Source organism: Silvibacterium dinghuense (assembly GCF_004123295.1).
Lineage (GTDB): Bacteria > Acidobacteriota > Terriglobia > Terriglobales > Acidobacteriaceae > Silvibacterium > Silvibacterium dinghuense.
In genome coordinates, this window is record NZ_SDMK01000001.1 from 1,108,100 (window position 1) to 1,133,718 (window position 25,619).

19 protein-coding genes are annotated in these 25,619 nt (G+C 62.6%); 5 read left to right on the top strand and 14 right to left on the bottom strand.

All coding sequences use genetic code 11. The features are described from left to right. Nucleotides 1–107: 107 nt before the first annotated feature. The 7 genes from era to ESZ00_RS04375 form a co-directional block, all read right to left on the bottom strand. Nucleotides 108–1,226 carry a GTPase Era gene (era, locus tag ESZ00_RS04345; protein ID WP_129206933.1) on the bottom strand — a complete coding sequence of 373 codons (1,119 nt, stop codon included), beginning with the start codon at nucleotides 1,224–1,226 and terminating at the stop codon, nucleotides 108–110. Then, nucleotides 1,223–2,536, bottom strand: a complete 1,314-nt coding sequence (locus ESZ00_RS04350) for a hemolysin family protein (protein WP_129206934.1) — start codon at nucleotides 2,534–2,536, stop codon at nucleotides 1,223–1,225. The genes era and ESZ00_RS04350 overlap by 4 nt, the downstream gene beginning before the upstream one ends. Further along, nucleotides 2,533–3,123 carry an rRNA maturation RNase YbeY gene (ybeY, locus tag ESZ00_RS04355; protein WP_129206935.1) on the bottom strand — a complete coding sequence of 197 codons (591 nt, stop codon included), beginning with the start codon at nucleotides 3,121–3,123 and terminating at the stop codon, nucleotides 2,533–2,535. The genes ESZ00_RS04350 and ybeY overlap by 4 nt, the downstream gene beginning before the upstream one ends. Nucleotides 3,124–3,206: 83 nt before the next feature. Further along, nucleotides 3,207–4,220 (bottom strand): PhoH family protein, encoded by a 1,014-nt coding sequence (locus tag ESZ00_RS04360; protein ID WP_129206936.1) that lies wholly within the window; start codon nucleotides 4,218–4,220, stop codon nucleotides 3,207–3,209. 299 nt (nucleotides 4,221–4,519) lie between these two features. Next, nucleotides 4,520–4,837 carry a helix-turn-helix domain-containing protein gene (locus ESZ00_RS04365; RefSeq protein WP_129206937.1) on the bottom strand — a complete coding sequence of 106 codons (318 nt, stop codon included), beginning with the start codon at nucleotides 4,835–4,837 and terminating at the stop codon, nucleotides 4,520–4,522. Next, complete coding sequence (locus tag ESZ00_RS04370; RefSeq protein ID WP_129206938.1) at nucleotides 4,830–5,234, bottom strand: type II toxin-antitoxin system RelE/ParE family toxin; 405 nt, start codon at nucleotides 5,232–5,234, stop codon at nucleotides 4,830–4,832. Before ESZ00_RS04370 ends, ESZ00_RS04365 begins: the two co-directional genes overlap by 8 nt. Before the next feature lie 59 nt (nucleotides 5,235–5,293). Continuing rightward, nucleotides 5,294–6,640 (bottom strand): D-arabinono-1,4-lactone oxidase, encoded by a 1,347-nt coding sequence (locus ESZ00_RS04375; RefSeq protein WP_129206939.1) that lies wholly within the window; start codon nucleotides 6,638–6,640, stop codon nucleotides 5,294–5,296. Nucleotides 6,641–7,007: 367 nt separating this feature from the next. On the opposite strand from ESZ00_RS04375, the gene rpsT reads away from it, so the two are divergent. Beyond that, a complete protein-coding gene (gene rpsT, locus ESZ00_RS04380; protein ID WP_129206940.1) occupies nucleotides 7,008–7,283 on the top strand; it encodes a 30S ribosomal protein S20 in 276 nt (91 codons plus the stop codon). A gap of 201 nt (nucleotides 7,284–7,484) precedes the next feature. Here the strand turns inward: rpsT and ESZ00_RS04385 are convergent, their stop codons facing one another. Next, nucleotides 7,485–10,493: a TonB-dependent receptor gene (locus ESZ00_RS04385; protein ID WP_229741085.1), complete on the bottom strand. Its 3,009-nt coding sequence runs from the start codon at nucleotides 10,491–10,493 to the stop codon at nucleotides 7,485–7,487. Nucleotides 10,494–10,726: 233 nt separating this feature from the next. Further along, the gene (locus ESZ00_RS04390) at nucleotides 10,727–11,947 is read right to left on the bottom strand and encodes a hypothetical protein (RefSeq protein ID WP_129206942.1); all 1,221 of its coding nucleotides are present in this window, start codon (nucleotides 11,945–11,947) and stop codon (nucleotides 10,727–10,729) included. 336 nt (nucleotides 11,948–12,283) lie between these two features. Between ESZ00_RS04390 and ESZ00_RS04395 the strand changes: the two genes are divergently transcribed. Then, complete coding sequence (locus ESZ00_RS04395) at nucleotides 12,284–13,663, top strand: sugar MFS transporter (protein WP_129206943.1); 1,380 nt, start codon at nucleotides 12,284–12,286, stop codon at nucleotides 13,661–13,663. Between the two features lie 230 nt (nucleotides 13,664–13,893). On the opposite strand, the gene ESZ00_RS04400 is transcribed toward ESZ00_RS04395, so the two are convergent. Beyond that, nucleotides 13,894–14,370 carry an Lrp/AsnC family transcriptional regulator gene (locus ESZ00_RS04400; protein WP_229740952.1) on the bottom strand — a complete coding sequence of 159 codons (477 nt, stop codon included), beginning with the start codon at nucleotides 14,368–14,370 and terminating at the stop codon, nucleotides 13,894–13,896. 102 nt (nucleotides 14,371–14,472) lie between these two features. Here ESZ00_RS04400 and hutH point away from each other — a divergent pair, with 102 nt between their 5' ends. Further along, nucleotides 14,473–16,053, top strand: a complete 1,581-nt coding sequence (gene hutH, locus ESZ00_RS04405) for a histidine ammonia-lyase (RefSeq protein ID WP_129206944.1) — start codon at nucleotides 14,473–14,475, stop codon at nucleotides 16,051–16,053. Between the two features lie 142 nt (nucleotides 16,054–16,195). Here hutH and ESZ00_RS04410 read toward each other — a convergent pair whose 3' ends face one another. After that, nucleotides 16,196–17,269 (bottom strand): MBL fold metallo-hydrolase, encoded by a 1,074-nt coding sequence (locus tag ESZ00_RS04410; protein WP_229740953.1) that lies wholly within the window; start codon nucleotides 17,267–17,269, stop codon nucleotides 16,196–16,198. Between the two features lie 821 nt (nucleotides 17,270–18,090). Here ESZ00_RS04410 and ilvA point away from each other — a divergent pair. After that, a complete protein-coding gene (gene ilvA / locus ESZ00_RS04415) occupies nucleotides 18,091–19,302 on the top strand; it encodes a threonine ammonia-lyase (RefSeq protein WP_129206945.1) in 1,212 nt (403 codons plus the stop codon). Nucleotides 19,303–19,518: 216 nt separating this feature from the next. On the opposite strand, the gene ESZ00_RS04420 is transcribed toward ilvA, so the two are convergent. From ESZ00_RS04420 to ESZ00_RS04430, 3 genes are all read right to left on the bottom strand, one after another. Further along, the gene (locus ESZ00_RS04420; RefSeq protein WP_129206946.1) at nucleotides 19,519–21,951 is read right to left on the bottom strand and encodes an ABC transporter permease; all 2,433 of its coding nucleotides are present in this window, start codon (nucleotides 21,949–21,951) and stop codon (nucleotides 19,519–19,521) included. A 147-nt stretch (nucleotides 21,952–22,098) separates the two neighbouring features. Then, nucleotides 22,099–22,758, bottom strand: coding sequence for a hypothetical protein (locus ESZ00_RS04425; protein WP_129206947.1), 660 nt, complete (start codon nucleotides 22,756–22,758; stop codon nucleotides 22,099–22,101). Between the two features lie 527 nt (nucleotides 22,759–23,285). After that, nucleotides 23,286–24,293 carry a LacI family DNA-binding transcriptional regulator gene (locus ESZ00_RS04430; protein WP_129206948.1) on the bottom strand — a complete coding sequence of 336 codons (1,008 nt, stop codon included), beginning with the start codon at nucleotides 24,291–24,293 and terminating at the stop codon, nucleotides 23,286–23,288. A 158-nt stretch (nucleotides 24,294–24,451) separates the two neighbouring features. Here ESZ00_RS04430 and ESZ00_RS04435 point away from each other — a divergent pair, with 158 nt between their 5' ends. Then, entirely contained in the window at nucleotides 24,452–25,576 is a 1,125-nt protein-coding gene (locus ESZ00_RS04435; RefSeq protein WP_129206949.1) for a cellulase family glycosylhydrolase, read from the top strand. The last annotated feature ends 43 nt before the right edge of the window (nucleotides 25,577–25,619 follow it).

Below are 25,619 nucleotides of genomic sequence, written 5' to 3' on the forward strand. Positions count from 1 at the left end.
CCTCCACTTCGCTCGCCTTTGGCTCGCTTCGGTCGGAATGACAATCCCTTTGAAAAAGCGAAGCCGCAAGCAGCAGAACGAACCCGCTACACCCTATCCCCTAAACCCTAGTTCTCTTCCTCGTCCTGATTTTTAGGAATCAAATGCTCCAGCTGATTCCGCCAATCCAGCGTCTCGATGAACCCGCGCTGCTCGCGCCAGTTATCGCGGACGATCACATGCAGCTCCATGAAGACACGCGTACCCAGAAGCGATTCGATCTCCTTGCGCGCAGCCGTGCCGATCGCCTTGAGCTTCGCTCCGCCCTTGCCGATCAGAATCGCCTTCTGCCCGCTGCGCTCGCAGTAGATAGCCGCGGCAATCTTTGTCACCGGCAGCTTCGCGCCCGGTTTCGACGCCCGCTCCAGCTCTTCCGCTGTCGGCTCTTCGAAGCGCTCGATGATCACGGCCGAAGCGTACGGCACCTCTTCGCCGGTCTCGGTGAGAATCTTCTCGCGGATCAGCTCGGCGACGAGGAAACGCTCGGGCTGGTCGGTGAACTGCTCCTTCGGAAAATAGCGCTCGCCCTCAGGCAGCACGGCCACCAGGCGATCGATAAGCCGATCCAGCCCGTCTTTCTTGCGCGCTGAGATCGGAATCACTTCCGCGAACGAATACAGCGACGAGAGCTGCTGGATGAGCGGCAGCAGCTTGGCACGCTCGATGAGATCGATCTTGTTGAGCAGCAAAAAGACCGGGCAATCGAGTTTCTTTAACAAATCAAATACAAATTCGTCTTCGCTCTGCCCCTCGCGTCCGCCCGGCCGCTTGGGCGCCGAGCGCGTCACCTGCTTGCCATCGGCTGAGGTAATTGTCAGGCCAAGATTCGGGCTCTCGCCCTCTTCGGCTTCCGGATCGAGGCCCGGCAGGTCGAGCCGCCGCGTCGCATCCACCATCAGGAGCACGGCATCGCGCGTCTCGAGCGCGTCGTGCACCTCCTGCATCATGCGCTTGTCGAGCGTGGTATGCGGCTTGTGCACGCCCGGCGTATCCACGAAGACAATCTGCGCAGCCGGCCGCTGTTTCTTGCGCGCGGGCACCTCCACGATGCCGTAAATGCGGTTGCGCGTGGTCTGCGGCTTCGCCGTGACGATGGCCACCTTCTCACCCACCAGTGAGTTCATCAGCGTGGACTTGCCCGCGTTCGGGCGTCCGAGGATCGATACAAATCCCGATCGAAACTTCATGCTTTTTCCTTTTCTTCTGCCGCTGCGTTGGTTTGCTCAGCGCCTACGCGCGAGACATGCAGCCGGTCAATCCTGCGGTCGGTCGATTCGAGGATTTCGAACCGCAGGCCGTGTTCTTCCACCACCTCGCCGGCCTGCGGAATCCGTCCTGCGGATTCGCTCACCAGGCCGGCCACGGTGGTCGCCTCATAGTCTTCGGGCAGCTCCAGCGCCTCGCCCAGCAGCTCTTCCATCTGCTCGACGGGCAGCCATCCGGGCACCGTCCATGAGCCATCGGCCTCGCGCACCGGGCCGTCCTTATCGTCTTCCTGCTCGTGCTCGTCCTGGATCGCGCCCACCAGCTCTTCGATCAGGTCTTCGATCGTGACCAGGCCGGCCACGCCGCCGTATTCATCGATCACGATGCGCATGTGCTGCTTCTCGCGCTGCATCTCGCGCAGCAGCTCGTTCACCTTCTTGGTCTCAGGCGTGAAGGTCGCGGTGCGCTCGATGCTTGCGACCGTCTGCGTGAGCGCGTCTTCGTCGCGGATGCGCAGCAGGTCATGCGCGAAGGCAATGCCCGTCACATGATCGAGCGAGCCCTCGTACACCGGCACGCGTGAATACGGCTCGTTCACCAGCATTTCGAGAAACGCAGCCAGCATCGTCTCCATGGGCACGGCAAAAATCTCCGGACGCGGCGTCATCACATCGCGCACCAGCTTGTCGCCAAACTCCACCGCAGAGCGCACCAGGTCGCGATCGCTCTCTTCCAGAATGCCCTCTTCCTGCCCGGCTTCGAGCAGCGCCTCCACCGCCTCGGTCGTCGCCTCTTCTTCCTTGCGCGCCGGAGCCTCGGCCAGCGCGGCGATCGAAAGCAGGAAGCCGAGAAAGAGGGTCGCCGGCATCATCAGGTAGAAGAGCACGCGCAGCACATGCCGCCAGCGCACGATCCAGAGACCGCGCGTGCGCGTAAAGAAAACGAATGGCAGCACCTGGTTGAAGATCACGACGATCATCACCACGCCCAGGCCAACCTGCAGCACCTCGGGCGCGGTCAGGTGATCGCTCGGCTTGCGGTCGAAGAGCAGCATGCCGAAGATCAGCGTGAGCCCGGCCAGCGCCAGCTGCGCAAGAATGGCCGCAGAGAGCGCAATGTGGTCACGATCCAGACGCAGACGCGGCTCTACGTGCTGCTCCCACGCGTCGATATTCTCCTGGAACTCACCGGCGAGAAACTTACCCATCTCCGAGTAGAGGCGACTGACATACGAGGCCAGCGTAAGAATAAGCAGCAGCAGCGCAATGGAGATCACCGTCCAGAGGCTCATCGCGCGCGGCTCCTGGAGTCTTTATGCGTTGCCACTTTCTTCGCGGAGACCTGCTTCGCAACAGCCTTTTTTGCAGGCGCCTTCTTCGCGCTTTTCTTCACAGGTGAAGTGTTTTTCTCCGCAGGCTTCGCTTTACCCAGGGTCCGCAAGATCAGACCTGCTTCCAGCCCTAGCTTCTTGCGCAGGCGCTCTTCCTTGCGCGCCATCTCGCCGTCGTCGACCTCGTGGTCGTATCCGGCCAGGTGCAGCGCACCATGCAGCAGCAGCACTTCCAGCTCGATCACCAGCGCATGCCCGCGCGATTCGGCCTCGCGTGCGGCGGTTTCGACCGAGATCGCCAGATCACCGGCAATGCCCATCGCCTGCCCCATCTCGTCAGCCGGGAAAGAGAGCACGTCCGTCGCCTTGTCCTTCTTGCGATAGTCGCGATTCAGGCGGCGAATCTCCGCATCGCCGGTCAGCAGCACGGAAACTTCGCCCTTCAGGCGCGCCTCGGCCTGCGCGGCGGCCAGAAAGCGCGTGAGCCGCGCCCGCTTGAGCGCGGTCCGCCCGAACTTCTCCTCTATCTCTGGGTCGATGTCGATCATGGTCTGAAATGGCTCATCACGTGCAGACAAAGCAAAAGGAGGGCACTGAGCCCTCCTTTTGAGGATACCCCACAGCAAAACCGTTACTGCGGTTTCGAGGCGCTCGAGCCATCGCCTTCCGGCATGCGCAGCGGCAGCTCCGGCTGCTGACGGCCGAAGTTGTCGTAGGCCTGGATGATGCGCTGCACCAGCTGGTGACGCACCACGTCACCGCTCTCAAAGTGCGTGAAAGCAATGCCGTCCACGCCCTCGAGGATCGACATCGCCTCCACCAGCCCGGATTTGCGCGGATTGGGGAGATCGATCTGCGTAATGTCCCCGGTGATGACGGCCTTGGAATTGTTGCCCAGGCGTGTGAGGAACATCTTCATCTGCTCGCTGGTCGTGTTCTGCGCCTCATCCATGATGACGAAGGCATCGTTCAGCGTGCGTCCGCGCATGAAGGCCAGCGGCGCAACCTCGATGATGTTCTTCTCCAGCATACGGTCCACGCGCTCCGGCTCGAGCAGGTCATAGAGCGCGTCATAGAGCGGACGGAGGTAGGGATCGACCTTCTCCTGCAGGCTGCCGGGCAGGAAACCCAGCTTCTCTCCGGCCTCGACCGCCGGACGCACTAGGATGATGCGGCTGACCTTCTTCGCCAGCAGCGCCGAGGCGGCCATGGCTACGGCAAGGTACGTCTTGCCGGTGCCCGCCGGCCCGATCCCGAAGGCCATGTCGTTCTGCTCGATCGACTCGACGTAGCGCCGCTGGTTGATCGACCGCGGCTGCACCATGCGCTTGATGCCGCCCGCCGCACGCTGCTTGCCGCTCTCCGTGAGCGAGCGCAGCGACACCGCCGGATCGGCGACGACCAGCCGCAGCATGCTGTGCAGCTCCGCGCCCTGGGGGCACTGCCCCGCCTTGCACATGGCCTCGTAGTCGGCAAAGATGCGCTCGACCCGCACGATGTTCTGCGGCGCGCCCTCCACCACCACGGCATCCGATTGGAGATCGATGCGCACATGGAGCATGTCCTCCATGAGCCTGAGGTTTTCATCGCGGGTCCCGAAAAGGGGCTCAAGGTTCGGCGTGATGTCGAGCGCTTTTTTGGTCAAAAGGAGAAATGCCCTCCGGGTTGGGCCGTTGCCGGCGCCGTGGATTTTAGATGGGGATGGGTGCAGAGAGAACCTTCAGCCGGGGAGCAGGCGCGAGTGGCCATGAAACGAAATCGAAGACAGGCCGGACAGGCCTCCTCGCGATCCCGATGCACTCCGCCGCTGTGCCGAAGGGTAACGATGCGCTCAGAGTAGCCCCGTCGGGACGACGAGTCAATGCGCAGGCAGTGAATTTTTCAAGACCGATGTATCCGGATAGAAACAGCGGCGCTACCGCTGCACGGGCTTCGCGCGGCTTTTTACGCCACGACCTCCAGCCCCTTCTTCGCTACCAGCGAAAGCAGCTTCAGCGACGCGCCCTGCGGACGCTTCTCGCCGCGCTCCCATTTACTCACCAGGCTTGGCGTCACGTTCAGATAGGCTGCGAAGACCGCCTGACTCGCCTGTTCCCTATCGCGCAGTGCGCGAATCTGGGCCGGCGTCATCTCCTGGACCGGGGTCAGGCAGAGTGCATCGAACTTCCGCATCGTCTTACGATCCATGCCTCCTACACGGTAGAGATCCGCCGCAGCCTCGTGCACAGCTGCCATGGCATCGCTGCGAAACTTCTTAGGCATTGCCTTCCTCCCCCGAAGGTCCAACTTGCAACAAGGCACCATCCCTCACCCGCTGCGCGATTTCGGCCTCCGTATAGCCAAGTACCACTCGTGCGAGTTCTCGAAAGGCGTCGAGCTCATCCAGACGAATATTTGCCCGGTCCTTCTTCTCGAAACCATAGACGTACACCAGCCTGTCACCCCGCCGGAAGAAGATGATCGATCTGGAGCCGCCAGATTTCCCTTCTCCTGCCCGCGCGATTCGCTGTTTGATGACCCCGCCTCCGAGGTCCGCATCGATCAGCCCCTGCTCGGCTGCCTTTGCTGCCTGCAGTAAATCAGCATCGGATATACGCGCTTTCCGCTGGAAGCGTGCAAACGGCCTGCTCTTATAAACCGCCAGCGGCTGCCGGGGCATCCTGCCCACAGAAATACTCTAGCACTGAGTGCTATGACTGAGTGATTCATTCTGCGGCATCAGCCAAACACTTCCCGGTCCAGAAACGCATTCCGGAACTTGCCGTGTGGATCGAGCTGCGCCGCCAGCGCGCGAAACTCCGCCATCCGCGGATATTGCGCATCGATTTTTTCCGGTGCCAGGGTGAAGACCTTGCCCCAGTGCGGACGCGGCTGGAAGGGTGCGAGTGCCTGCTCGATCTCCGGCAGCACGGCGTGGACAGCCTCGATTTCCGGCTTCCACGTGAAGTGAATGGCGAGCGACGGCCGCCGGTACGCCATGCTCAGCCAGAGGTCATCGGCGGCGACGGTGCGCAGCTCGGTAATGAAGAGGTGCGGCGTGATTTTGTCCTTGAGCTTCTCTACGGCGCGGATTGCCTCGTAGCCATGCTCGCGCGGCACAAAGTACTCCGTCTGGATTTCGTTGCCGCTGGAAGGCGTGAAGGCCATCTTGAAGTGCGGCAGCCGCTCATACCATGGCCCCGGCACGCCGAGCTGCTCGGTGCACGGCGTCGCATCGTGGCCGAGAATGGGATGCACCTTCACCGTGGCCGCCTTCGCGCCGTGGAACTCGTCCTCGAAACGGATCTGGCCACCTTCAACCTTGCGCTTCAGCCATACCTGCGTCGCGCGGTTCTGCTGCCAGTCGGTAAAGAGACTCACGCTGTAAGCCGAGCCGAAGATGGCATCGAGATCGTGCTCCAGGCGATCGAAGCTCAGGTCGAGATAAACCTTCTGCGCCACCTGAAAGCTCGGCACCACATGCACCGTAGTCGAGGCCTGCACGCCGACCGACCCCAGCGCGACGACCATGCCATCGAATCGATTTCCTCCGTCTTTCTCGCGGGAGAACGAGTGAAGCTGGCCGTCGGCGGTGATCAGCTCGAAGCCTTCCACCGCGGAAGACAGGTTCCTGTTTTCATTTCCCGACCCGTGCGTGGCCGTGGCGCAGGCTCCGGCCACCGTCACATGGGGCAGCGAGGCCAGATTGTGGACGGCATAGCCCTTCGCGTCGAGCCAGGGCGCCAGTTTGCCATAGCGGACACCGCCGCCCACGGTCACCGTCTTCGCCGTCTCATTCAGCTCCATCGATTCGAGCTTTTCGAGCGAAATCTGTGCCGCGGTGCTGTCCGCGATGCGGTTGAAGCAGTGCCGCGCGCCCAGCGCGCGGATCTTCGAGGCCGCGCGGATGGTTTCCCGGGCCTCGTCGACCGACGAGGGGATAAAAAGCTGGTCCGTGCTGTACTCGATGTTTCCCGCCCAGTTCGTCCGATGCGCCGCCAAGGTCTTCTCCGCCTTCAGCATACGGGAGACGACCGTACCCGCCGCCGCTGCGCCCGATACCTTCAAGAACTCTCGCTTGTTCATAGGCCGTCCATGCTCGCCCGGAGCCTGCACGAGCGTCAATGGCCTTGCGATCTGAGTTGTGCACGGGCCTGCGTCCGCAACTCAAGACCACAGCATGAACCGCCTCATTTGATTGATAGAATTGAAGTTAAGGCAGGGAGCGATACACTCTCCAAATAACAGTAATAGCCTAAAAAGGCTATTACTCTCTTATAGAAAGTCACTCTCTTTTAGAGAGTGACTTTCTATAAGAGAGTAATCCGGAAGAATTCCCTTGCCGGGGTCGGTTTCCAATTGACCGGCGGGGCGAGTTCCCCTAAACTTAAGGTTTGCAGGGGATGCCTCATTGCCTGCATCCCAACTTCAGGAAAAGAGTTCAAGAACTACCATGGCAAATCACGTCTCCGCGCTGAAGCGCGTTCGTCAGACCGAGAAGAAGACTGCAGTGAACCGCGCCAACAAGAGCCGCGTGCGCGGCAGCCTCCGCCTTCTGCGTGAGGCGATCCAGAAGGGCGATGTCAAGGCTGCGGCCGAGCAGTATCGCGCCACCGCTTCCGCTCTGGATAAGAGCGTCCAGAAGGGCATCCTGCACGCCAACACGGCTTCCCGCTACAAGAGCCGCCTGAACGCCCGCGTGAAGGCCCTGGCGCTCAAGGCCGCCTAAAGCTTCTAGCTTCTAGCTTCTAGCTTCTAGCTTCTAGCTTCTAGCTTCTAGCTAAAGATTGAAAATGAAAGGCCACGCTCGATGCGTGGCCTTTTTGTTGTTTTTGTGTTGATTTTCTGGGGTCTGGGAACCCACATCTCGAACGGCACGAGATGTGGGGCACCCGGGTTCTCGCTAAAAGCTAGTAGCTAGAAGCTGCCTTTAGAAGCTGAAGACCGCCTGCACGAAGATACGGCGGCTGGCCGAACCCGAGGAGAAGATCTGCCCCGCCAGCGCGTTGGACTTGCCGAACTCCGGCGAGCCGAGGATGCCGGTGGGTGCGGCCAGGTTGATGTCGTTGAAGAGGTTCAGCGCCTGGGCATTAAGCGTCAGGCTGTAGCGGGGATGCGTCGGCGTCTGCTGCTGCTGACCATCCGGCCCACCACGGCCGCGATTCCCACTGAGACCGCCGGGGCCAAGACCACCGCCGGGACCGCCGCCAGGACCACCGCCGCCGCCATGGCCGCCACCACCACCGGGACCACCGCCGGGGCCGCCCATGCCGCCGCCCTGCGAGGCCGCGCCTGCGACCCGGGGGCCGAAGTTGAAGGTCTTGCTGGCACGCAGGTTGAAGGTGAAGAGGTTCGGGCCGTCGCCGTAGTTCACCGGCACCAGCTTCTCACCCTTGGCCAGGCCCGCGGTCGGGTTCAGGTTGAAGGTGCCGTAGGACGTGGCGACCGTGTCCGTGTCGCCGGACTGGGCAAAGGTCGGACGGTCGTTGAAGAACGAGTCGCCGTTGTTGTCCTCACCCGTGGTGATATTGAACGGCGTGCCCGACTGGACCACGATGAAGGGGCTAAAGCGCAAATTCCAGCGCGTGGACCAGCTGCCCATCAGGAAGAGGCGGTTGCGGACATCGAAGGAGGCGCGACCGTAATCCTGCTTCAGATTGGCCGAGTTGCTCGGATTGCCGGAGACGCCGGACGAATCGCTGTTCGCCCAGCTTGCCGAATAGAAGCCGAAGAGCGAGAGGTTCGGGCTGAAGCGAGCATTAAAGTTGGTCATCAGCTGGTTCTGCTTGAAGACTGCTTCAGAGAAGTACTGATAAACGTTCGGATCGGCCGCATCGTAACCGGCCATGTAAGGCGCGTTCGCGTTGCGGGTGATGAGCTGATGGTTCCCCAGCGAATTGATGTAGGTCACCGAAATGGTCGAGGCCTTGGTCACCTGCCGCTCGATGCTGAAAGCGGCCTGCTGCGTAACCGGAGCGTGCAGGTCGGGAGCGATCTGGTAGACGGCCGTCTTGCTGCTGGTGCTGCCGGCTTCCTGGCAGGAAGTCAGATCGGTGGAGGTGATGCTGGTCGCCGAGTAGCAGGTCGGATCCTCGATCACCGCTTCCTTCTGCGGGGAATCGGCGTTCTCGTTCAGGCGCTTGGCCTGGAGAATTTCTGCCAGGGCGAAGCGGTCATAGAAGAAGCCATAGCCACCGCGGAGGACGGTCTTGGCCTGCTTGCCCGGCTTGGCCAGTCCCCAGGCAAAGCTCAGACGCGGCGCCCAGTCGTTCTTGTCGTGGATGCCGGACTGCGATTCCCAGCGCACGCCATAGCTCAGCGTCAGGTTCTGCTTCGCACGCCAGTCGTCCTGGTAGTAGAGGCCCACGTCGGTGAGGCTGGAGACGATGTTCGGGCTGCCGTATGTCAGGTTCAGCTGGCTGGGACCGCCGCCGGCTGCGCGGATCTGCGCCCAGGTCTCGCCGGTGCCCAGGCCCTGGATGGTGGCCGCATAGGCTTCGGCCGCCGTCGTGGTGGTGCAGTCCGTTTCCGAGCTGCTGCACTGGTTGCCGCCGAAGGTGAAGGAGCCGTTGAAGCTGCTGCTCGAGGTGTTGGCGTCGCGGGCGTAGCGCAGACGGCCGCCGAAGTTGATCGCGTGGGTCTTGAGAGCAATCTCGGTCAGGTTCTGCAGCTCATAGCGCAGGGTGTGGTCGTTTTCGGTCTGTCCGGTGTAACCGCCGAAGGTCTCGAGACCGGAGACCGCCGTCTCCGGGTCGGTCGAGGCCGGGGTGGTCTTCGAAAAGTCACGCAGGAACTGGAAGCGCGTCTCGTTGATGACCTTGTCGCTCAGGACCTGCGTGTCGCTGATCTGGACGGTGTGCTCGGTCGAAGAGGTGTTGTAGGCCTGGTCGCGCAGCGAATACTGCCCCACGCCTTCGTTCTTCTCATTGTCGTCATAGAACTGGTAACGGACGCTCAGGGTGTTGCTGGCGCCCAGCTGCAGATCGATGCGCGGGCTGATGTTGGTGCGGCCATGGGGCGTCACCACCGCATCGTTGAAGGCAACGGTGTCGTAGTCGGCGGCGTTGGTATAGATGCCGGCGGCAAAGTCGCCGTTCACCTCACCCTGTAACCGGTACGCATCGACGACCGCGTCATCCTGAATGGTGCGATGCTCGGCGCTGACGAAGTACGAAGCATTCTTGCTGATAGGACCGCTGACCGTGCCGTTGTACTGGTAGCTGTAGTAGTCCGGAATGTCCTTATCGAAGGGGTTGCCGGTGTTCAGCTGCGAGGGATTGCCCTGGGCCATGAACTGGGCACGGAACTTGTCGGTACCCGGCTTGGTCAGGATCTCGATGCGGCCGTAACCCAGCTTGTCGTACTGCGCCGAAAAGGGGTTCTGGTTGATGCGGATCTCGCGGATGGCGGATTTGGGCGGCAGCTCGCCGGCGGTGAAGCCGTCAATGTAGATCTGGCCGCCGTTGGGACCCGCGCCCGGACCTGCCAGGGCATTCAGCTCATTCTGCAGCTCGTCCGGGTCATCGGAGAGCGCGTCGAGATCCTTGCCCTTGAGCACCAGGCTGTTGGCGTTGCTGGTGGGGTCCACGCTCACCGTCGGCGTATCTTCATTGACCACCACCTGCTGCTTTTCGATCGCGATCTGGAGCGATACATCAAACTGCTTGCTCTGCCCGGCGGCGATCGTCACCGCTTTCGAGGCCGAGGGCGCAAAGCCCTGCGCCGAGGCGATCACGATATAGGTTCCGGCCGGCAGCTTCGCGGCTGCGTATGCGCCCGAGGCATCCGAGGTGGCGGTTGCGAGCGTATGGCCGTCGGTCGTCGTAATGCTGACCCTGGCGCTGGGTATGACCGCGCCGGAGGGGTCGGTCACGGTGCCGCGCAGCGTGCCGGTCGGCGTCTGCGCCCGCAGCAGCGGCGCGAAGGCAAGCGCTAACACTGCCAACCAAAGACTAAGAAAACGAGATATGAATCTGTAATTCACAATGCTCCAAAGAAACACAAAAGGATGAACTGAACCTGAATGTCGTACGCCGGTACTACAGCCTGGCGGCTTTCGCCGCCCTTATGCCGGTTTGAGCCGGAGACACACGGGCAGCGCAGTCTCCGCCCTCCGATCGCCCCGGAAGCGGCGAAAGACGGAAAAATCTGTTTACGATACGCAGCAAATGCTCACTGCGCTCCTTCGCCCTCACCCCCGCCGCCCATGTTCCACGAGGCGGAGAACATATCCCGGCTGGCGGAAGGGGACGCGGAGAGGATTGGCTCGACCCCGGCAATCAGTGTGACTGCCGTGGCTTCTGCCGGAGTGCCCTGGGTTGCGACGATCATGACGGCATCGCCCTTATGAAGATCTCCGAGGGAGAGCGGCGGGGTGCGTTGCAGCATCTGCGAAAGATCGCCGTTGCGTGCCCCGCCCGCGCGCGGTCCCTGTCCGTTTTCGGCCACAGGCTGCGCCTGCGGAGCGTGATCGCCTCCCTGAGGCGGAGCCGACGGCGCGCCCTTCGGAGTAGCGCCACCCGACGCAGCGCCCTGGCCGCCACTCTTGAAGCGGGCCGCCAATGCCTGGGCCATCATCTCCGGCAGCTTGTGCAGCTGCGAATCGGCGGAGATGTGAATGACCACCGGCTTCTTCGTGGCCAGATCGTTGACGGTGACGGTGTTTGCGGCTGCATCGGCAGAGATGACCGTGGCCGCGATATTGCGGAAAGTGCCGAAGACGACTTCCTCCGCGGCGACATCGGTGCTGGCCGGATCATGATCGCCCAGCGCGCGCAGCTGATCGCCAACATGAACCTGATCGATCGTCGCGGGCCTGGCATCCGCAAAACGAATGGAGGCCGCGTCATAGCGGCGCACGACCGTCTTCGGCGTGGTGTGGATCGTCCAGGTTCTGGAGCCGGCGGAGACGGTCATCGTCCCAGCCGAGGCGTCGACCGACTTTACGAGGCCGCCTACGCCGCGCCGCTGCCAGTCCGCTTGCTCAGCCTGCTGCTGCTGCGCCACGTCGGCCTTCTTCATGGCCACGACCGTCGTTGCCGTCGCCGCGCCTCCATCCGCACCGGGATGCACCGCCATCAGGATGCGATCGCCCACAGCAAGATCGGAAAACTGGATCGGAGTCGCGGAGGAGAGTGTCTTCGTGCCCGGCTCCGCGCGCAGAATGCGGGCCGAATCACTGACGGTCACCGTCACCGGGTCTCCGGTATCCGGCTTGACGGTCACCGACTGGCCATTGATCGCGGTGATCGCACCTACCACGCGGCTGGCCGGCGCAGATTGCGCGGCCTGCCCGGAGGCTGCCACGCCCAGCGGAGCTGCCATGCCGAGCGGAGCCAGTGCTCCGAAGCCACCATACAGTGCAACCGACAAAAGAACTCGTGCTGAGGTCATGGAACCCATTTTCTCCTGCAAAATGACCGGATGCGCGGCGAGATTTGTAACATTCGGCAACAGGGAACATACCGAAATCGCGCTGCATGTGTGACGAACTTACAGCCGCAAAGTTTCACGGGGGGATCTTCGTTTTTGTCACGGCCGGCGCGAGCGGCCTGTCTGCGCACGAGCCAAGCCAGGAAAGAAGCAGGTATCATGCAGCCAGCGGCAACATCGATACCGATGTCACGAAATGGATGCCTTGTACCGCTCCGGTTACCGCTCGGGCGGCCCGCATCCGAAAAGTTTCAGACGCGAACACGACGCAACCCATAAGGAAAATCAAGAAATCCGATGGCCATCAGTCACGCAGGAAGTTCTACCCGAGTTACCGCCGCGCCCGCCGGCTCCAATAACTACCGCAGCGCCTTTGCCATGGTCACCACACTGTTTTTCGTGTGGGGCTTTCTGACCTCGCTCAATGACATCCTGATCCCGCACCTGAAAGCCATCTTCGAGCTGAACTACGCCAAGGCGATGCTGGTGCAGTTCGCCTTCTTCGGCTCCTACGCCGCCTTCGGGTTCATCTCGGGCAAGATCGTGGAATGGATCGGCTATCAGCGCACGATGGTGCTTGGGCTGCTGACCATGGGCGTTGGCGCCATCGGGTTTATCCCGGCCGCGAATATCCCGTCCTTCGGGCTCTTCCTCACCGCGCTGATCGTGCTGGCCGCCGGCATCACGGCGCTGCAGGTGGCGGCGAATCCGTATGTCACGGTGCTCGGACCGCCGCAGACCGCCTCGAGCCGCCTGAACCTGACGCAGGCCTTCAACTCGCTCGGCACCACGATCGGACCGCCGCTCGGCGGCCTGCTCATCCTCAAGGGCGCCGACATCGCAGCCGACAAGCTCAAGGCCATGTCTCCGGCCGCGCTGCACGCCTACCGCCTGCAGCAGGCAGCCACGGTTAAGTTTCCGTATATCGCCATCACGCTGGCGCTGATCGTGCTGGCCCTGGCCATCGCGCTCTACAAGTTCCCGCGCCTGGACAACACGAAGGACTACCGCCCCACCAAGGCCGGACAGAAGGGCGACAGCATCTGGCGCTATCCGCACGTGGTGCTGGGCGCGGTCTGCATCTTCATGTATGTGGGCGCCGAGGTCTCGCTGGGCAGCTTCCTGATCAACTACTTCAACCAGCCGAAGATTGCCGGCATCTCAGAGCTGGCCGCGGCCGGCTTCGTGCCCTTTTACTGGGGCGGAGCCATGATGGGCCGCTTCATCGGCTCAGCCGTATTGCAGAAGGTAAAGACCACGCACCTGCTTACCTTCTGCGCCTTCGTCGCCATGGCTCTGGTCCTCATCAGCATGGGAACCACCTACACCTCGGGCGCGGTCACCAATATCCACCTGAACCTTCTCTTCTGGCAGGGCACGCTCGCGCTGCCCCACTCCTGGCCGATGTGGACCATCCTGGCGGTGGGCTTCTTCAACTCGATCATGTTCCCCAGCATCTTCACGCTGGGCATTGCCGAGATGGGACCGCTGACGGGTGAGGCCTCGGGACTGCTGGTCACGGCGATTGTCGGCGGCGCGGTGCTGCCGGAGATCCAGGGCATTCTGGCCGATAAGATCGGCCTGCAGCATGCCTTTATCGTCCCGGTGATCTGCTATCTCTTCATCGCCTACTACGGCTGGCGCGGTGCACGGATCATCCAGCCGTCGCTCGACTAATCAGCTCCCGCTGCAATCGCAGCTCTTTACAACAACGCCCATCCGGGAAGCTCCGGATGGGCGTTGTTGTTTTGGGGTTCGTGCTTTCCCATGTCTCAGAAGCGAGACATGGGGCACCCGGGTTGTGCGAGTGGAGACAAACTGCAGGTTCCTCCACTTCGCTCCGCTCCGGTCGGGATGACGATGCAGCGGTATTTTTTACTTTCCATTCCTTTATCGGTGGATACGGCCTAACGGCCTGGAGCTGCCTTCAGCCGTTCCAGATCGGGTCCACGCCGCTCCACCGGGGTCGAGAGGACGAGGCTGGTCGTCGGAATGCCGTAGGGCAGCAGACGCTCGATCAGCCGCTCCAATTCGATCAGCGAACCCACCGCAACTTCCAGCGAGAATGCATCCGAGCCGGTCACATGGTGGCAGATCCGCACCTCGCGCAAGGTCTTCATGAACTTCAGAAAGGCCTGGTAGTGGGTGCCGTCGCAGGTCATGCGGATGACCGCCAGCAATCCCACCCCCAGCACCGCGGGATCGATCTCCACGCTATAACCGCGGATGATGCCTTCCTCTTCCATACGCTTGACCCGCTCGGCGGCCGCGGATGGCGAAAGCCCTACCTTGCGCCCCAGCTCCGCATACGAGGCGCGCGCGTTCACGGTCAGCTCGGCGATCAGGTTTCGCGCATATTCGTCTAATATTTCCGTCGATTCCACGGATATTTCCTCATCTTCCACAGGATATCCACCTTATTCTGACACGGATTCCGTGGATCATCCGTGGATTCGGCACGCATTCCTGGCTAGGATCAGCCAGTGATGATCGAACCCCTTGCTTCCGGCTCCTCTGTACCCGTTTCTGCATCGGATAGCCCTGCGTCCTATCGCCTGCTCCTCGACGGACAGCCGCTTACCCTGGAAGAACTTGCCGGCGTCGCCGTCCGCCGCCTCCCGGCGCAGCTCACCTCTGAGGCCCTGCAACGGATTGCGGAGTCCCGCGCGATCGTCGAGAACCTGGTGGGCCGGGGTGAGACCGCTTATGGCATCAACACCGGCTTCGGCAAGCTCAGTGATGTGCACATTGGCCCGGACCAGCTCGAGGCACTACAGCGCAACCTCGTCCGCAGCCACGCCTGCGGCCTGGGCGAACCGCTTCCCGAGGACGAGGTCCGCGCCATGCTGCTGCTCCGCGCCAACGTTCTCGCCAAGGGATTCAGCGGCGTGCGCCCGATCGTCGCGGAGACGCTGGTGGCGCTGCTCAATACCGGGGTGCATCCTGTGATCCCCGCGCGCGGATCGGTGGGCGCTTCGGGCGATCTGGCACCGCTGGCTCACCTTGCTCTCACCTTGATCGGCGAAGGCGATGCCTTCTACCAGGGGCGCCGCATCCCCTCGGCCGAAGCCCTGCGGCAGGCCGGAATTGCTCCGCTGACGCTGGCCGCCAAGGAAGGCCTGGCGCTGCTCAACGGCACACAGGCCATGGCCGGAGTGGGAGGACTGGCACTGGTCCGCGCACGACGCGTGACCGAGCTCTTCGACCTGGCCGGAGCCATGTCTCTGGAGGCCCTGCGCGGCACACCGGCGGCCTTCGACGCCCGCATCCATACTGCGCGCCCGCATGCGGGCCAGATGGCCGTCGCCTCTCACCTGCGCACGCTGCTCGAGCAGAGCGAGATCCGCGAGTCGCACCGCCATGACGATCCTCGGGTGCAGGACGCGTACTGCCTGCGCTGCATGCCGCAGGTCCACGGCGCAGCACGCGGCGCGCTCGCCCACGTGCAGAGCGTCATCGAGATCGAAACCGGCTCGGCTACGGATAACCCGCTGATCTTCGGAAATGAGCGTGAGGGAACGATTCTCTCCGGCGGCAACTTCCATGGCGCTCCGCTGGCGCTGGCCTTCGACTACGCGGCCATCGCACTCACCGACCTGATGAGCATCAGCGAGCGGCGCATCGACCGGCTCATCAACCCGGACATCAATGAAGGCCTGCCCGCGTTCCTCTCGCCGGAGGCCGGTGTCTCTTCGGGGCTGATGATCGTACACGTGGCTGCGGCGGCGCTGCTCAATGACGCCAAGGTGCTCTCGCATCCGTCGAGTGTCGACTCCGTGCCCACTTCCGGCGGCAAGGAGGATCATGTCTCGATGGGCATGACGGGCGCGCTCAAGCTGCGGCGCATTGTGGAGCACGCCGAGTGTGTGCTGGCGATGGAGCTGCTCTCTGCCGCGCAGGGCCTGGAGTATCGCCTACCCCTGCGTCCGGCGCGCGCCGTCGAACATGCGGCCACCAAGGTGCGGGAGTTCGTGGCTCCGCTGCGCGAAGACCGCGTGCTCTCAGGAGAGATCGAGCAGCTGGCACAGGCCATCCGCGAGGGTCACTTCGACGAGTGGCGCGGATGAGGATGAAAGCGGTCTAAGGTGATCCCACGTCTCAACCTCGAGACGTGGGGCACCCGGCTGTTTCCCGGAGACGGACACCGCAGGTCCCTCGACTCGCTGCGCTCGCTCGGGATGACAAGGAATAAGAATGCCTGTTCCTGGTCTATCGCCACCAGGACGAGCGCAGCTCCACGCCCTTTTCGAACTCCGTCGGGACGCCCGGCGGAGGCGACCATAGAGGGATGCCATCCGCATCCGCCAGCTCCGTGATGCGTTCGATGGGAAAGCGCCAGGCGTGGAGCGCGAGATCGAAAAGCCCCCAATGGATGGGCATCAGCAGACCATGCGCGCCCATCGCCCTGAAGGCGCGCATCGCGCCGTCGGGGCCCATGTGAATGCTCTCCCAGTTCACATTCCATGCACCCACTTCGAGCATGGTCAGATCGAAGGGACCGTAATGCTGCCCGATCTCCGTGTACCCATCCCAGTAGCCCGAGTCCGCTCCGTAGTAGACATTGTGCTCCGCGCCTTTCAGCGCGTAGGAGGCCCACAGCGTCTCGAACCGGTTGCGCATGCTGCGTCCGGAGAAGTGCCGTGAAGGAATCGCGGTGATCCGAAGGCTTGCGCCGGTGCGCGCGCTGCGCATCTCTGCCGACTCTGTCCAGTCGAGCTCGATGATCTTCTCCGCCGGAGCACCGAAGCTGCGCAGCACGGCTCCGACTTCAAGCGGCACCACCCATTGCGCGCCTGCAGCAGCGGGCAGCGCGGCCAGCGCGCGCACGGTCTCCTTCCCCATGTGGTCGTAGTGGTCGTGCGAGAAGAGAATCACATCCAGCTCCGGCATCTTCTCGAGCGGCAGCGGCGAGGGGAAGAACCGCTTCGGTCCCGCCCAGCTCATGGGAGAGGCGCGCTCGTCCCACACCGGGTCGATGAGCACGCGCACGCCGTCAATCTCCACCAGCATGATCGAGTGCCCGAACCAGGTCACCCGCAGTCCGGAAGCCGGCGGCCGCGCATATGTATCCGCCGCAGTGACAAATGGACCGAGCTGCCGTTTCGGCGTGCGCTCTTCCCGGTTGGACAGGTAGAGAGGCAGCAGCTTGAAGATCATGCCGAAGCCGCCGATCTCTGTCTCGACAGGATTCTGGAACTTGCGGCCAAGGCGCACGGCGCGCTTCAGCAGGGTGGGAGCGGGCAGGGGGTCGGCAGGGATGGGAGCGGCAATCTGTTCAGGCACAATAAGACTGACGCGGTTTGGGGCGGGATGGATTCCGGGAATTTGCGGGAGGACGCTTTACCACAGAGGAGGTCCGTGCCGCTTCCTGCTTCCCGGTTTCGCGCCAAGACGCGAAGTTCCGCAAAGGTCGCAGGGAGACGGATGTGCTTCCCCGTTCAAGCCAACTGCAGGCTTGAACGGGCCACCTGGGACGTATCCACCTATAGCAACGAGAAAGGGTTGTCATTTCGACCGGAGCAGGACAGTTCTATCGTCCTGCGCAGCGGAGAAACCTGCTGTTCTGCTGCGCGCAGGGCGAATGTGCCTTCGGCCTCCGCTTCCGCAGGTCGCGAACTGGAGTGTTGCGGGCTAAACAGAACTGCAGGTTCCTCCGCTACGTTCGCCTTACGGCTCTCTCCGGTCGGAATGACCATTCGCTATATAAGCCGCTTATTTTCAGTCTGGATATAGGGGGATACGTCCTGGGTTTGTTGCCTCCCACCCAAGCGGAGCTTGGATGGGGCATCCGCATCCTCGCCGACCCATCGATGACTCTCCGGAGAAATTTGACTTCGCCTGCGGCCGTCTGCTTTCATCGAGTCATCCGCATGCACCGCGCTCTGTCCAGCTTCGGCGTCGTACCCTCCATGCCCGTCCGCATGGCCAGCCGAATTATTGGCATTCTTTGCATTCCCTCCTATCGGGAGCGGGCGGCCGGGCGAGCGTAAGCAAGCACCAGGATTTCAGGACCAGCCACCATCCGCTCCCGAGGACAGAGGGAGAGATGGTGGCTTTTTCGTTTTACGCATCTGTTGTTTCCGTTTTGAGGAGAAGAACGACCCATGGCAGTCACGCTGCAGGACGTACAGGAAGCAAAACGCCGTATCCAGGACTTCATTTATCTTTCGCCGGCACCGCACTCGCACGCGCTCTCGAAGATGACCGGGCAGCAGGTTTTCCTGAAGCTCGACAATCTGCAGCGCACCGGCGCATTCAAGGAGCGTGGCGCTCTCAATAAGATTCTTACCCTCTCGCCCGAGGAACGCGAGCGCGGCGTGATCGCCGCCAGCGCGGGCAACCATGCACAGGCCGTCGCCTTTCACTCCACTGAGCGCGGCATCCGCTCGCGCATCGTGATGCCGCTGATGACACCGCTGGTCAAGGTCTCCTCCACCGCGAATTTCGGCGCCGAGGTCATTCTCCACGGCGCGAACTATGACGAAGCCTGCGAAGAAGCTCTGCGCCTCGGCGCGCAGGATGGCATGACCTTCCTACATCCCTTTGACGATGACGCGGTCATTGCCGGGCAGGGCACGATCGGGCTCGAGCTGATCGAGCAGGTGCCGAATCTCGAAGCCGTGGTTGTACCAATCGGCGGCGGCGGGCTCATCGGCGGCGTGGCCTGCGCGATCAAGGAATCGAATCCGAAGATCCGCATCATCGGCGTGCAGACTGACCGGCTGCCTTCGATGCTGCGCGCGGCGGAGGCGAGCGCGCCGGTCAGCATCCCCGCCGAGGCCACGATCGCCGACGGCATCGCGGTGCGCCGCGCCGGTGAGCGCACGCTGCCGCTGGTGCAGAAGTATGTGGACGAGCTGGTTACGGTCGACGAAGAGGAGATCGCCAAGGCGATCCTCGTGCTGCTGGAGCGTGAAAAGACGCTCGCAGAAGGCGCGGGCGCCGTGGCTCTGGCCGCGCTGCTGCAGCACAAGACCTCGCTCAACGGACAGCGCACGGCGGTGTTCGTGGGCGGCGGCAACATCGATGTCAGCCTGCTGGCACGGATCATCGAACGCGGCCTGCTCAAGGATGGGCGCCGCACCCGTCTGCGCATCCATCTGACCGACCGGCCCGGCGCGCTGCATCAGCTCACGCGCATCATTGCCGACGCCCGCGCCAATATCGTCCAGACGCAGTACGACCGCGCGCACTACGGCGTGAATCTTGGCGATACGGTGATCGATCTCACCCTGGAAACGCGCGGCTCCGAGCATATCGACGAGCTGACACAGCTGCTCACCAACGGAGGCTACCGCCACCAATGGATCGATTAGCCGTCTAGGCGACTGCCTTCGGGGACTGGCCGTCCAGACCTTTTGCGCTTTGCGCCTCCGCTTTCGTTGGTCGCGATGGAATCATTGCGGGAGTTCAGCAGGACCGCAGGTTCCTCCACTGCGCAGGACGATACCACTGCCCTGCGCCGGCCGGGATGACAATTTGCGGCATGGCTCCATGGGGATACCGCCCAAGATAGACAGCGCTTCGCAGATTTATTCTTCGCGGAGAAGGATCATGGGGTCGATGGCGAGCGCGCGGCGCGCCGGGAGCCAGGTTGCGACCAGTCCGATGCCGAACATGGTTGCGATCACGCCGCCGAGAATGATGGGATCGCGCGGCGTGGCCTGGTAAACGATGTGCGCAAGCACGCGCGCCGCGAGAAAGCCGAGGACCAGTCCGGCGAAAGAGCCGATGGCCAGCAGCCGGAAGGCACGCCCCAGCGCCGCACCCAGCACCCTGCGCTGATTTGCGCCGAGCGCCATGCGGATGCCGAGCTCGCGCATGCGTTTACTGACCGTATAAGAAGCCATGCCGAAGATGCCGGTGATCGCCAGCATGGTACCGAGCAGTCCCATCACGCCCAGGGCCACGGTGGCCACGCGGGCGGCGAAGAGCGCCGAGTCCATCTCACTGTTCCAGGTGCGAATGCCGAGCGGGAGCGACGGATCGAGACCATGCAGCACCTGCGACAACGCCGCCACAGTTTCCTGCGGCGCGCGCCGGGAGCGAACCACCAGCCAGGTGGAGGTGCTGCGCTGCTGCTGGAAGGAGAAGAACATCGCGGGCGCCGCATCTTCGGTGAGCGTCTGATACTTGCCGTCTTCTACTACGCCGACGACCAGTACCCGTTCGCCGCCCCACACCTTGAAGTGCGCGCCGATGGCCTTCTCCACCGAGCCGAAGACCTTGCGGGCGAACTCGCGATTGATGACCGCGACCATCGGGTTCGGGTCCGCATCATTCAGGGTAAAGCTGCGGCCGGCGAGCAGTGCCGTGCCGGCAGCCTGGAAGTAATCGGGCGAAACATCGAACTTCTGGGCATCGGCAATCGCGGTCCCGGAGCGGTAATCGGTGGTTGCGTCGGTGTACACATCGGAGTCGTTGCCGCCGATGCTGAGCGGGAGCCGGTCGGCGTAGCCCACAGAGGTGACGCCGGGGATGGCTGCGACGGCATCCAGCATCTTCTTCTGCATCGGCACCCACTGCTCGCGCGGGTAGCCGGCCATTTCCAGATCCGTCTGGACCAGCATGGCGCCGGCCGGGTGGATGCCGTAGCTGCTCTCGAGCGAACGCGCCAGCCCGCGGACAGCCACCAGCGAAGCGGTAATCAGAACGGCGCAGATGGAGATCTGCAGACCGAGAAGAAGATCGCGCAGAGTCAGACGGCGCGCGGCTCCGGTGGTGGCTCCGCCGGAGCGGATGACCTGCCACGGATTGCTGCGCAGCACCTGGCGCACGGGAACCATACCGAAGAGCAGTCCACTGAAGATGGCAAGCCCGGCGGCCAGCAGGTAGGTCGTCGCATCCGGATTCACCGGCACGTTAATCGGAATGTTGGGGATAGGCCGCCAGGTGCTGAGGAGACGCAGGATCGCCACGGCTCCCGCCATGCCGAGAACACCCCCGGTGAATGAGAGGAGAAGAGCTTCGGTGAGCAGCTGGCGCAGGATCAGCCGGGGACGCGAGCCGAGCGCCATGCGCACGGCAATCTCCCGCGAGCGGTCCGCCGCACGCGCGGCAAAGAGGCTGCCCAGATTGGCGCAGGCGGCCAGCAGAATGAGACCGGCGAGCATCATCAGTCCGGCCATGAAGGCGCGGGCCGGCCGGCCCAGGGTATTGCCCACCAGTCCAGGCCGCGAGAGCGTGAACTTCAGGCCGTCATCGTCTTTCGGATACGACTTCGCCATGGAAGCGGCGAGGGTGTTGAGATCGGCGGTAGCCGCCGCGGGCGTAATGCCCTGCCTGAGATGGCCGATCATCCAGGAAGAATGACTGCCGCGTTCGTCGTATGGGTTCCAGTCGGAGATCTGCGACATATCGACCAGAGGCGCCCACATATCGGGCGCAAAGAAGAGCTCGGTGCCGCGAAAGCTCTTCGGCGCCACGCCGATGACGGTGAAAGGGTGCTTGTTCAACTGCACCGTGCGGCCCACCACGCCGGGATCGTCGTGAAAATAGCGGTGCCAGAATGCGTAGCTGAGCACGATCTCCTGCACGCTGTTCTTGCCACGCTCCTCGGAGGCGTGAAGAAAGCGGCCGAGATGGGGCTGGATGCCGAGCGCATCAAAGTAATTTGCAGATACCAGGTAAGGCCACACCACGGCCGGCTCTCCGTGGCCGGTGTCGAGCCCGACGCTACCCATGATGTTGTAGCTCACCAGCTGGTCGAAGCTGCGATTCCGATCGCGCAGGTCACGGTAATCGGGATAGGACTGCGAGGGCGAAGTGTCAGACCCGGTGACGCGCTCGACCATGAAGAGGTTATCCGGATGCGGCACGCTCAGCGGGCGCAGCACCAGGGCATTGAGCACGCTGAAGACGATGGCATTCGCGCCGATGGCCAGCGCCAGCGTCAGCACGGCGGTGACGGCGAATCCGGGGGACTTACGCAACTGCCGCAAAGCAAGCCGTATATCCGGGATCATGCTCTCCTCCACGGGCGCAGACATGAGGCGCAGACCGGGACTCCCAGGTATCCGCGTCTACAGAGCATACGGCCGTTTCGGCTCTGCGGTTCCGTCGAATTCCTCTCAGCCCCTGGCCGGAGGAATGACCGGAGGGATACGGTGGCGCTACGCCCGGTAAGCCCTGACGAAGAGCACTCCAAGATCAAGGAGGATGATCCAGACAATGCCCATCGATAGAAACCATCCCACTCTTGACCCTATGCTGCCTTGCGCTTCGCTGTACACGACGAGACACAGTGCGGCATTGGCGAGATAGGCGGCATCGATACCGATCAGGCATGCCTGGGTGGGAAAGACGCGATCACGACGCAGCAACAGCAGGATGGCACTGAGAATCAGGACGCCGAAGCCAAGGCTGAGAACCGAAAGCCGTTGCCATGCGCTGGTTCCGGCAAGGTGCAGGAGAAACGGCACCTCCACGAGTGCCGTAGCGGCGATGGAGAGACCGATCGCGCTCCAGAGAGATCGCCGTCCCTGCGTGGTCGAGAACTGCGAGGCAAAGAGCGCGCGCAGCCGGAGCCAGATCATGGGATATGCCAGAAAGAACGGCGCGCCGACCAGCACGTGCCACCAGTTTCCCTGGTTGCCGGGAACGCGCAGCGTCACGGCATCCCATGGCGAGGTGTTCAAGGCAAAGGGAAGGAATGCGACGACTCCTGCCAACAGCCATACGAGAAGCATGACGGCGTTGAACCACGCCGGTCCTCGCCCCTCTTCCGGCCAGGACACTCCACGGCCACCTGCGACTGCCGGGCGATTGCGCATGATGACTCCCGGCTAACCATACGCGGAGTGAGGTGTAGGAGTTCCCTCCACCCGGCGCAACGTACCTTTGCCCCATGCCCACTGCGGCATGGGCGGGGCACACGGGTTCGTGCGAGTGGGGACAAACTGCGGGTTCCTCCACTTCGCTTCGCTCCGGTCGGAATGACAACGGAAAGAACAAATGCTTCGGTTGGAATGACAAGCGTTTGCGTGAGCGCGGATATCGCGCTTCCCCACTCAAGCCAACTGCGGGCTTGAATGGGCCACCCGGGTCCGTGCGAGTGGGGACAAACCGCGGGTTCCTCCACTTCGCTTCGCTCCGGTCGGAATGACAACGTAAAGAACAAATGCTTCGGCTGGAATGACAAGTGTTTGGGAATATGCTCCAGGCGGAATGACAACGTAAAGAACGAATGCTTCGATCGGGATGATAAGAGTGCGCGGAGAGCGGCTTCGGCTGGGATGACAGGTATCTGGAGTAGCGCTCAGAAATATCTGTTTTCCCAGCCTTTTTGCCGCTCCGTCTGCTATTTCTCCTTTGCCACCGCCCCGGTTGACTTCCTCTCAATCAGCAATGGCTGGATCATGTACTCGGCGCCTTCGGCGGCTGCGTCGTCGCGATTGTGATACAGCGCGCGGAAGGCGACCTTGGCGATCTCCTGCCGCGAGAGGCGCACCGTGGTCAGCGCCGGCTGCGTGAAGGCGCTCAATGCGATGTCGTCGAAGCCGATGATGGAGATATCGCGCGGCACCTTCAGCCCATGCTCGCTCAGCGCGCCGATGGCGCCGATCGCCGTCATGTCGTTCGAGGTCAGCACGGCCGTCGGCTTATGCTGCTTCCCCAGGAGCCGCAGCATGGCATCATGGCCGCCGTCCATGCGGTGGTTTCCATTCTCGATCAGATCTTCATCCAACTGCAGCCCCTTGCGCTTCAGGCTATCGATGAAGGCAGCCTTGCGTACCCGAGCCGAGGTCAGGTTCATAGGTCCGGCAATGAAACCGATCGAGATATGGCCGAGCGCGATGAGGTGCTCCACTGCTGCGTCGATGCCTGCGGCGTAGTCGATGGCAATGTTGCTGATACCCGGCTGCGGCTTGCCGGTATCGAGGAAGACCAGCGGGATGCGACGACTGTTGAGCTCGTCGACCAGGTGCTCGTCCATCTCCGAGGTCATGATGGCCACGCCGTCCACCTTGCGCTGCAGCATGCGGCTTACGCACACCTCCATGCGATGCGCGTTGTAGTCGGTGTTCGCGACCAGCACTTCCTGGCCGAACTCGACGGCCACATCCTCGAAGCTTTTTACCAGCTCAGGAAAGAAGGGGTTGGTGATATCCGAGATGATGAGCCCGTAGAGGCTGCTGCGTCCCGAACCCAGCGCACGGGCGTTGGTATTCGGATAGAACTTGAGCTCTTCGATCGCCTTGCGTACCCGCTCCGCCGTCTCCGCGGTGACCTTGTCCGACCCATTGATGGTCCGCGAAACAGTGGCTGTCGAGACTTTGGCCAGCCGGGCGACCTCTTTTATGTTCATGGCCAAGGTTATATCCAAGAAGCCGTTGCTTTTGAAAGCGATTGCATCCTGGGCCGCGTCATTTCGTATGCAGCGGAGCTGTATTTATCCATCAGTGGCTCGATGTAACCGATTTCACGTATGATGGCCGCCACGGTAGCGCTACCGCTTGCTGGAGGATGGAAGTGAAGAAATTTCTCGGAGCCTGCCTGATGCTCCTCGTCGCCACATCCGTGGCTTCTGCCCGCGACCGCTGGACCCAGCAGCAGGCAAACGACTGGTACGCGAAGCAGCCCTGGCTGGTCGGCTCCAACTACATCCCCTCCAACGCCATTAACCAGCTGGAGATGTGGCAGGCGGAGAGCTTCGATCCGCAGGAGAACGACCGCGAGCTGGGATGGGCCGAGGCCATCGGCATGAATACCATGCGCGTCTTCCTCCACGACCAGCTCTGGCAGCAGGACCCCGAGGGTTTCAAGAAGCGCATCGACACCTTCCTCGCCATCGCCGCAAAGCACCACATCCGCCCGGTCTTCGTTCTCTTCGATTCCTGCTGGGACCCGAATCCGAAGCTCGGCCCGCAGCATCCTCCGATTCCTGGCGTGCATAACTCCGGCTGGGTGCAGGCTCCGGGCGCCGCCGCGCTCGAGGATGCCTCGCAATACCCGCGCCTGAAGGCTTACGTCGAGGGTGTCGTCGGCGCCTTTGCCAAGGACGACCGCGTGCTGGCGTGGGATCTCTGGAACGAGCCGGATAACGGCAACGACAGCTCATACGGCAAGGAAGAACCGAAGAACAAGACCGAGCTGGTGCTGAAGCTGTTGCCGCAGGTCTTCGCCTGGGCACGCGAGGAGAATCCGACGCAGCCGCTCACCAGCGGCATCTGGCAGGGTGACTGGTCCTCGACCAGCACCATGAGCCCCATGGCCCGCGTGCAGGTGGAAGAGTCCGACGTCATCTCTTTCCACAACTATGGCTGGCCCGAGGAGTTCGAGCAGCGGATCACCCAGCTTGAGCAGCTCCATCGTCCCCTGCTGTGCACGGAATACATGGCGCGCGGCGCGGGCAGCCTCTTCGAGACCATTCTGCCCATTGCGCAGAAGCATCACGTGGCCGCCATCAACTGGGGACTGGTCGCAGGCAAGACGCAGACGTACCTGCCGTGGGATTCCTGGCAGCGTCCTTATGTCGTGGAGCAGCCGACGGTCTGGTTTCACGAGGTCTTTCACACCGACGGCACGCCGTATCGCAAATATGAAACGGACCTGATCCGCAGACTGACCGCGGAATCGAACAGCAAATAGCATGAGCCTCCTGATATCCTTCCGCCGTAGCTGAAAACAGGAG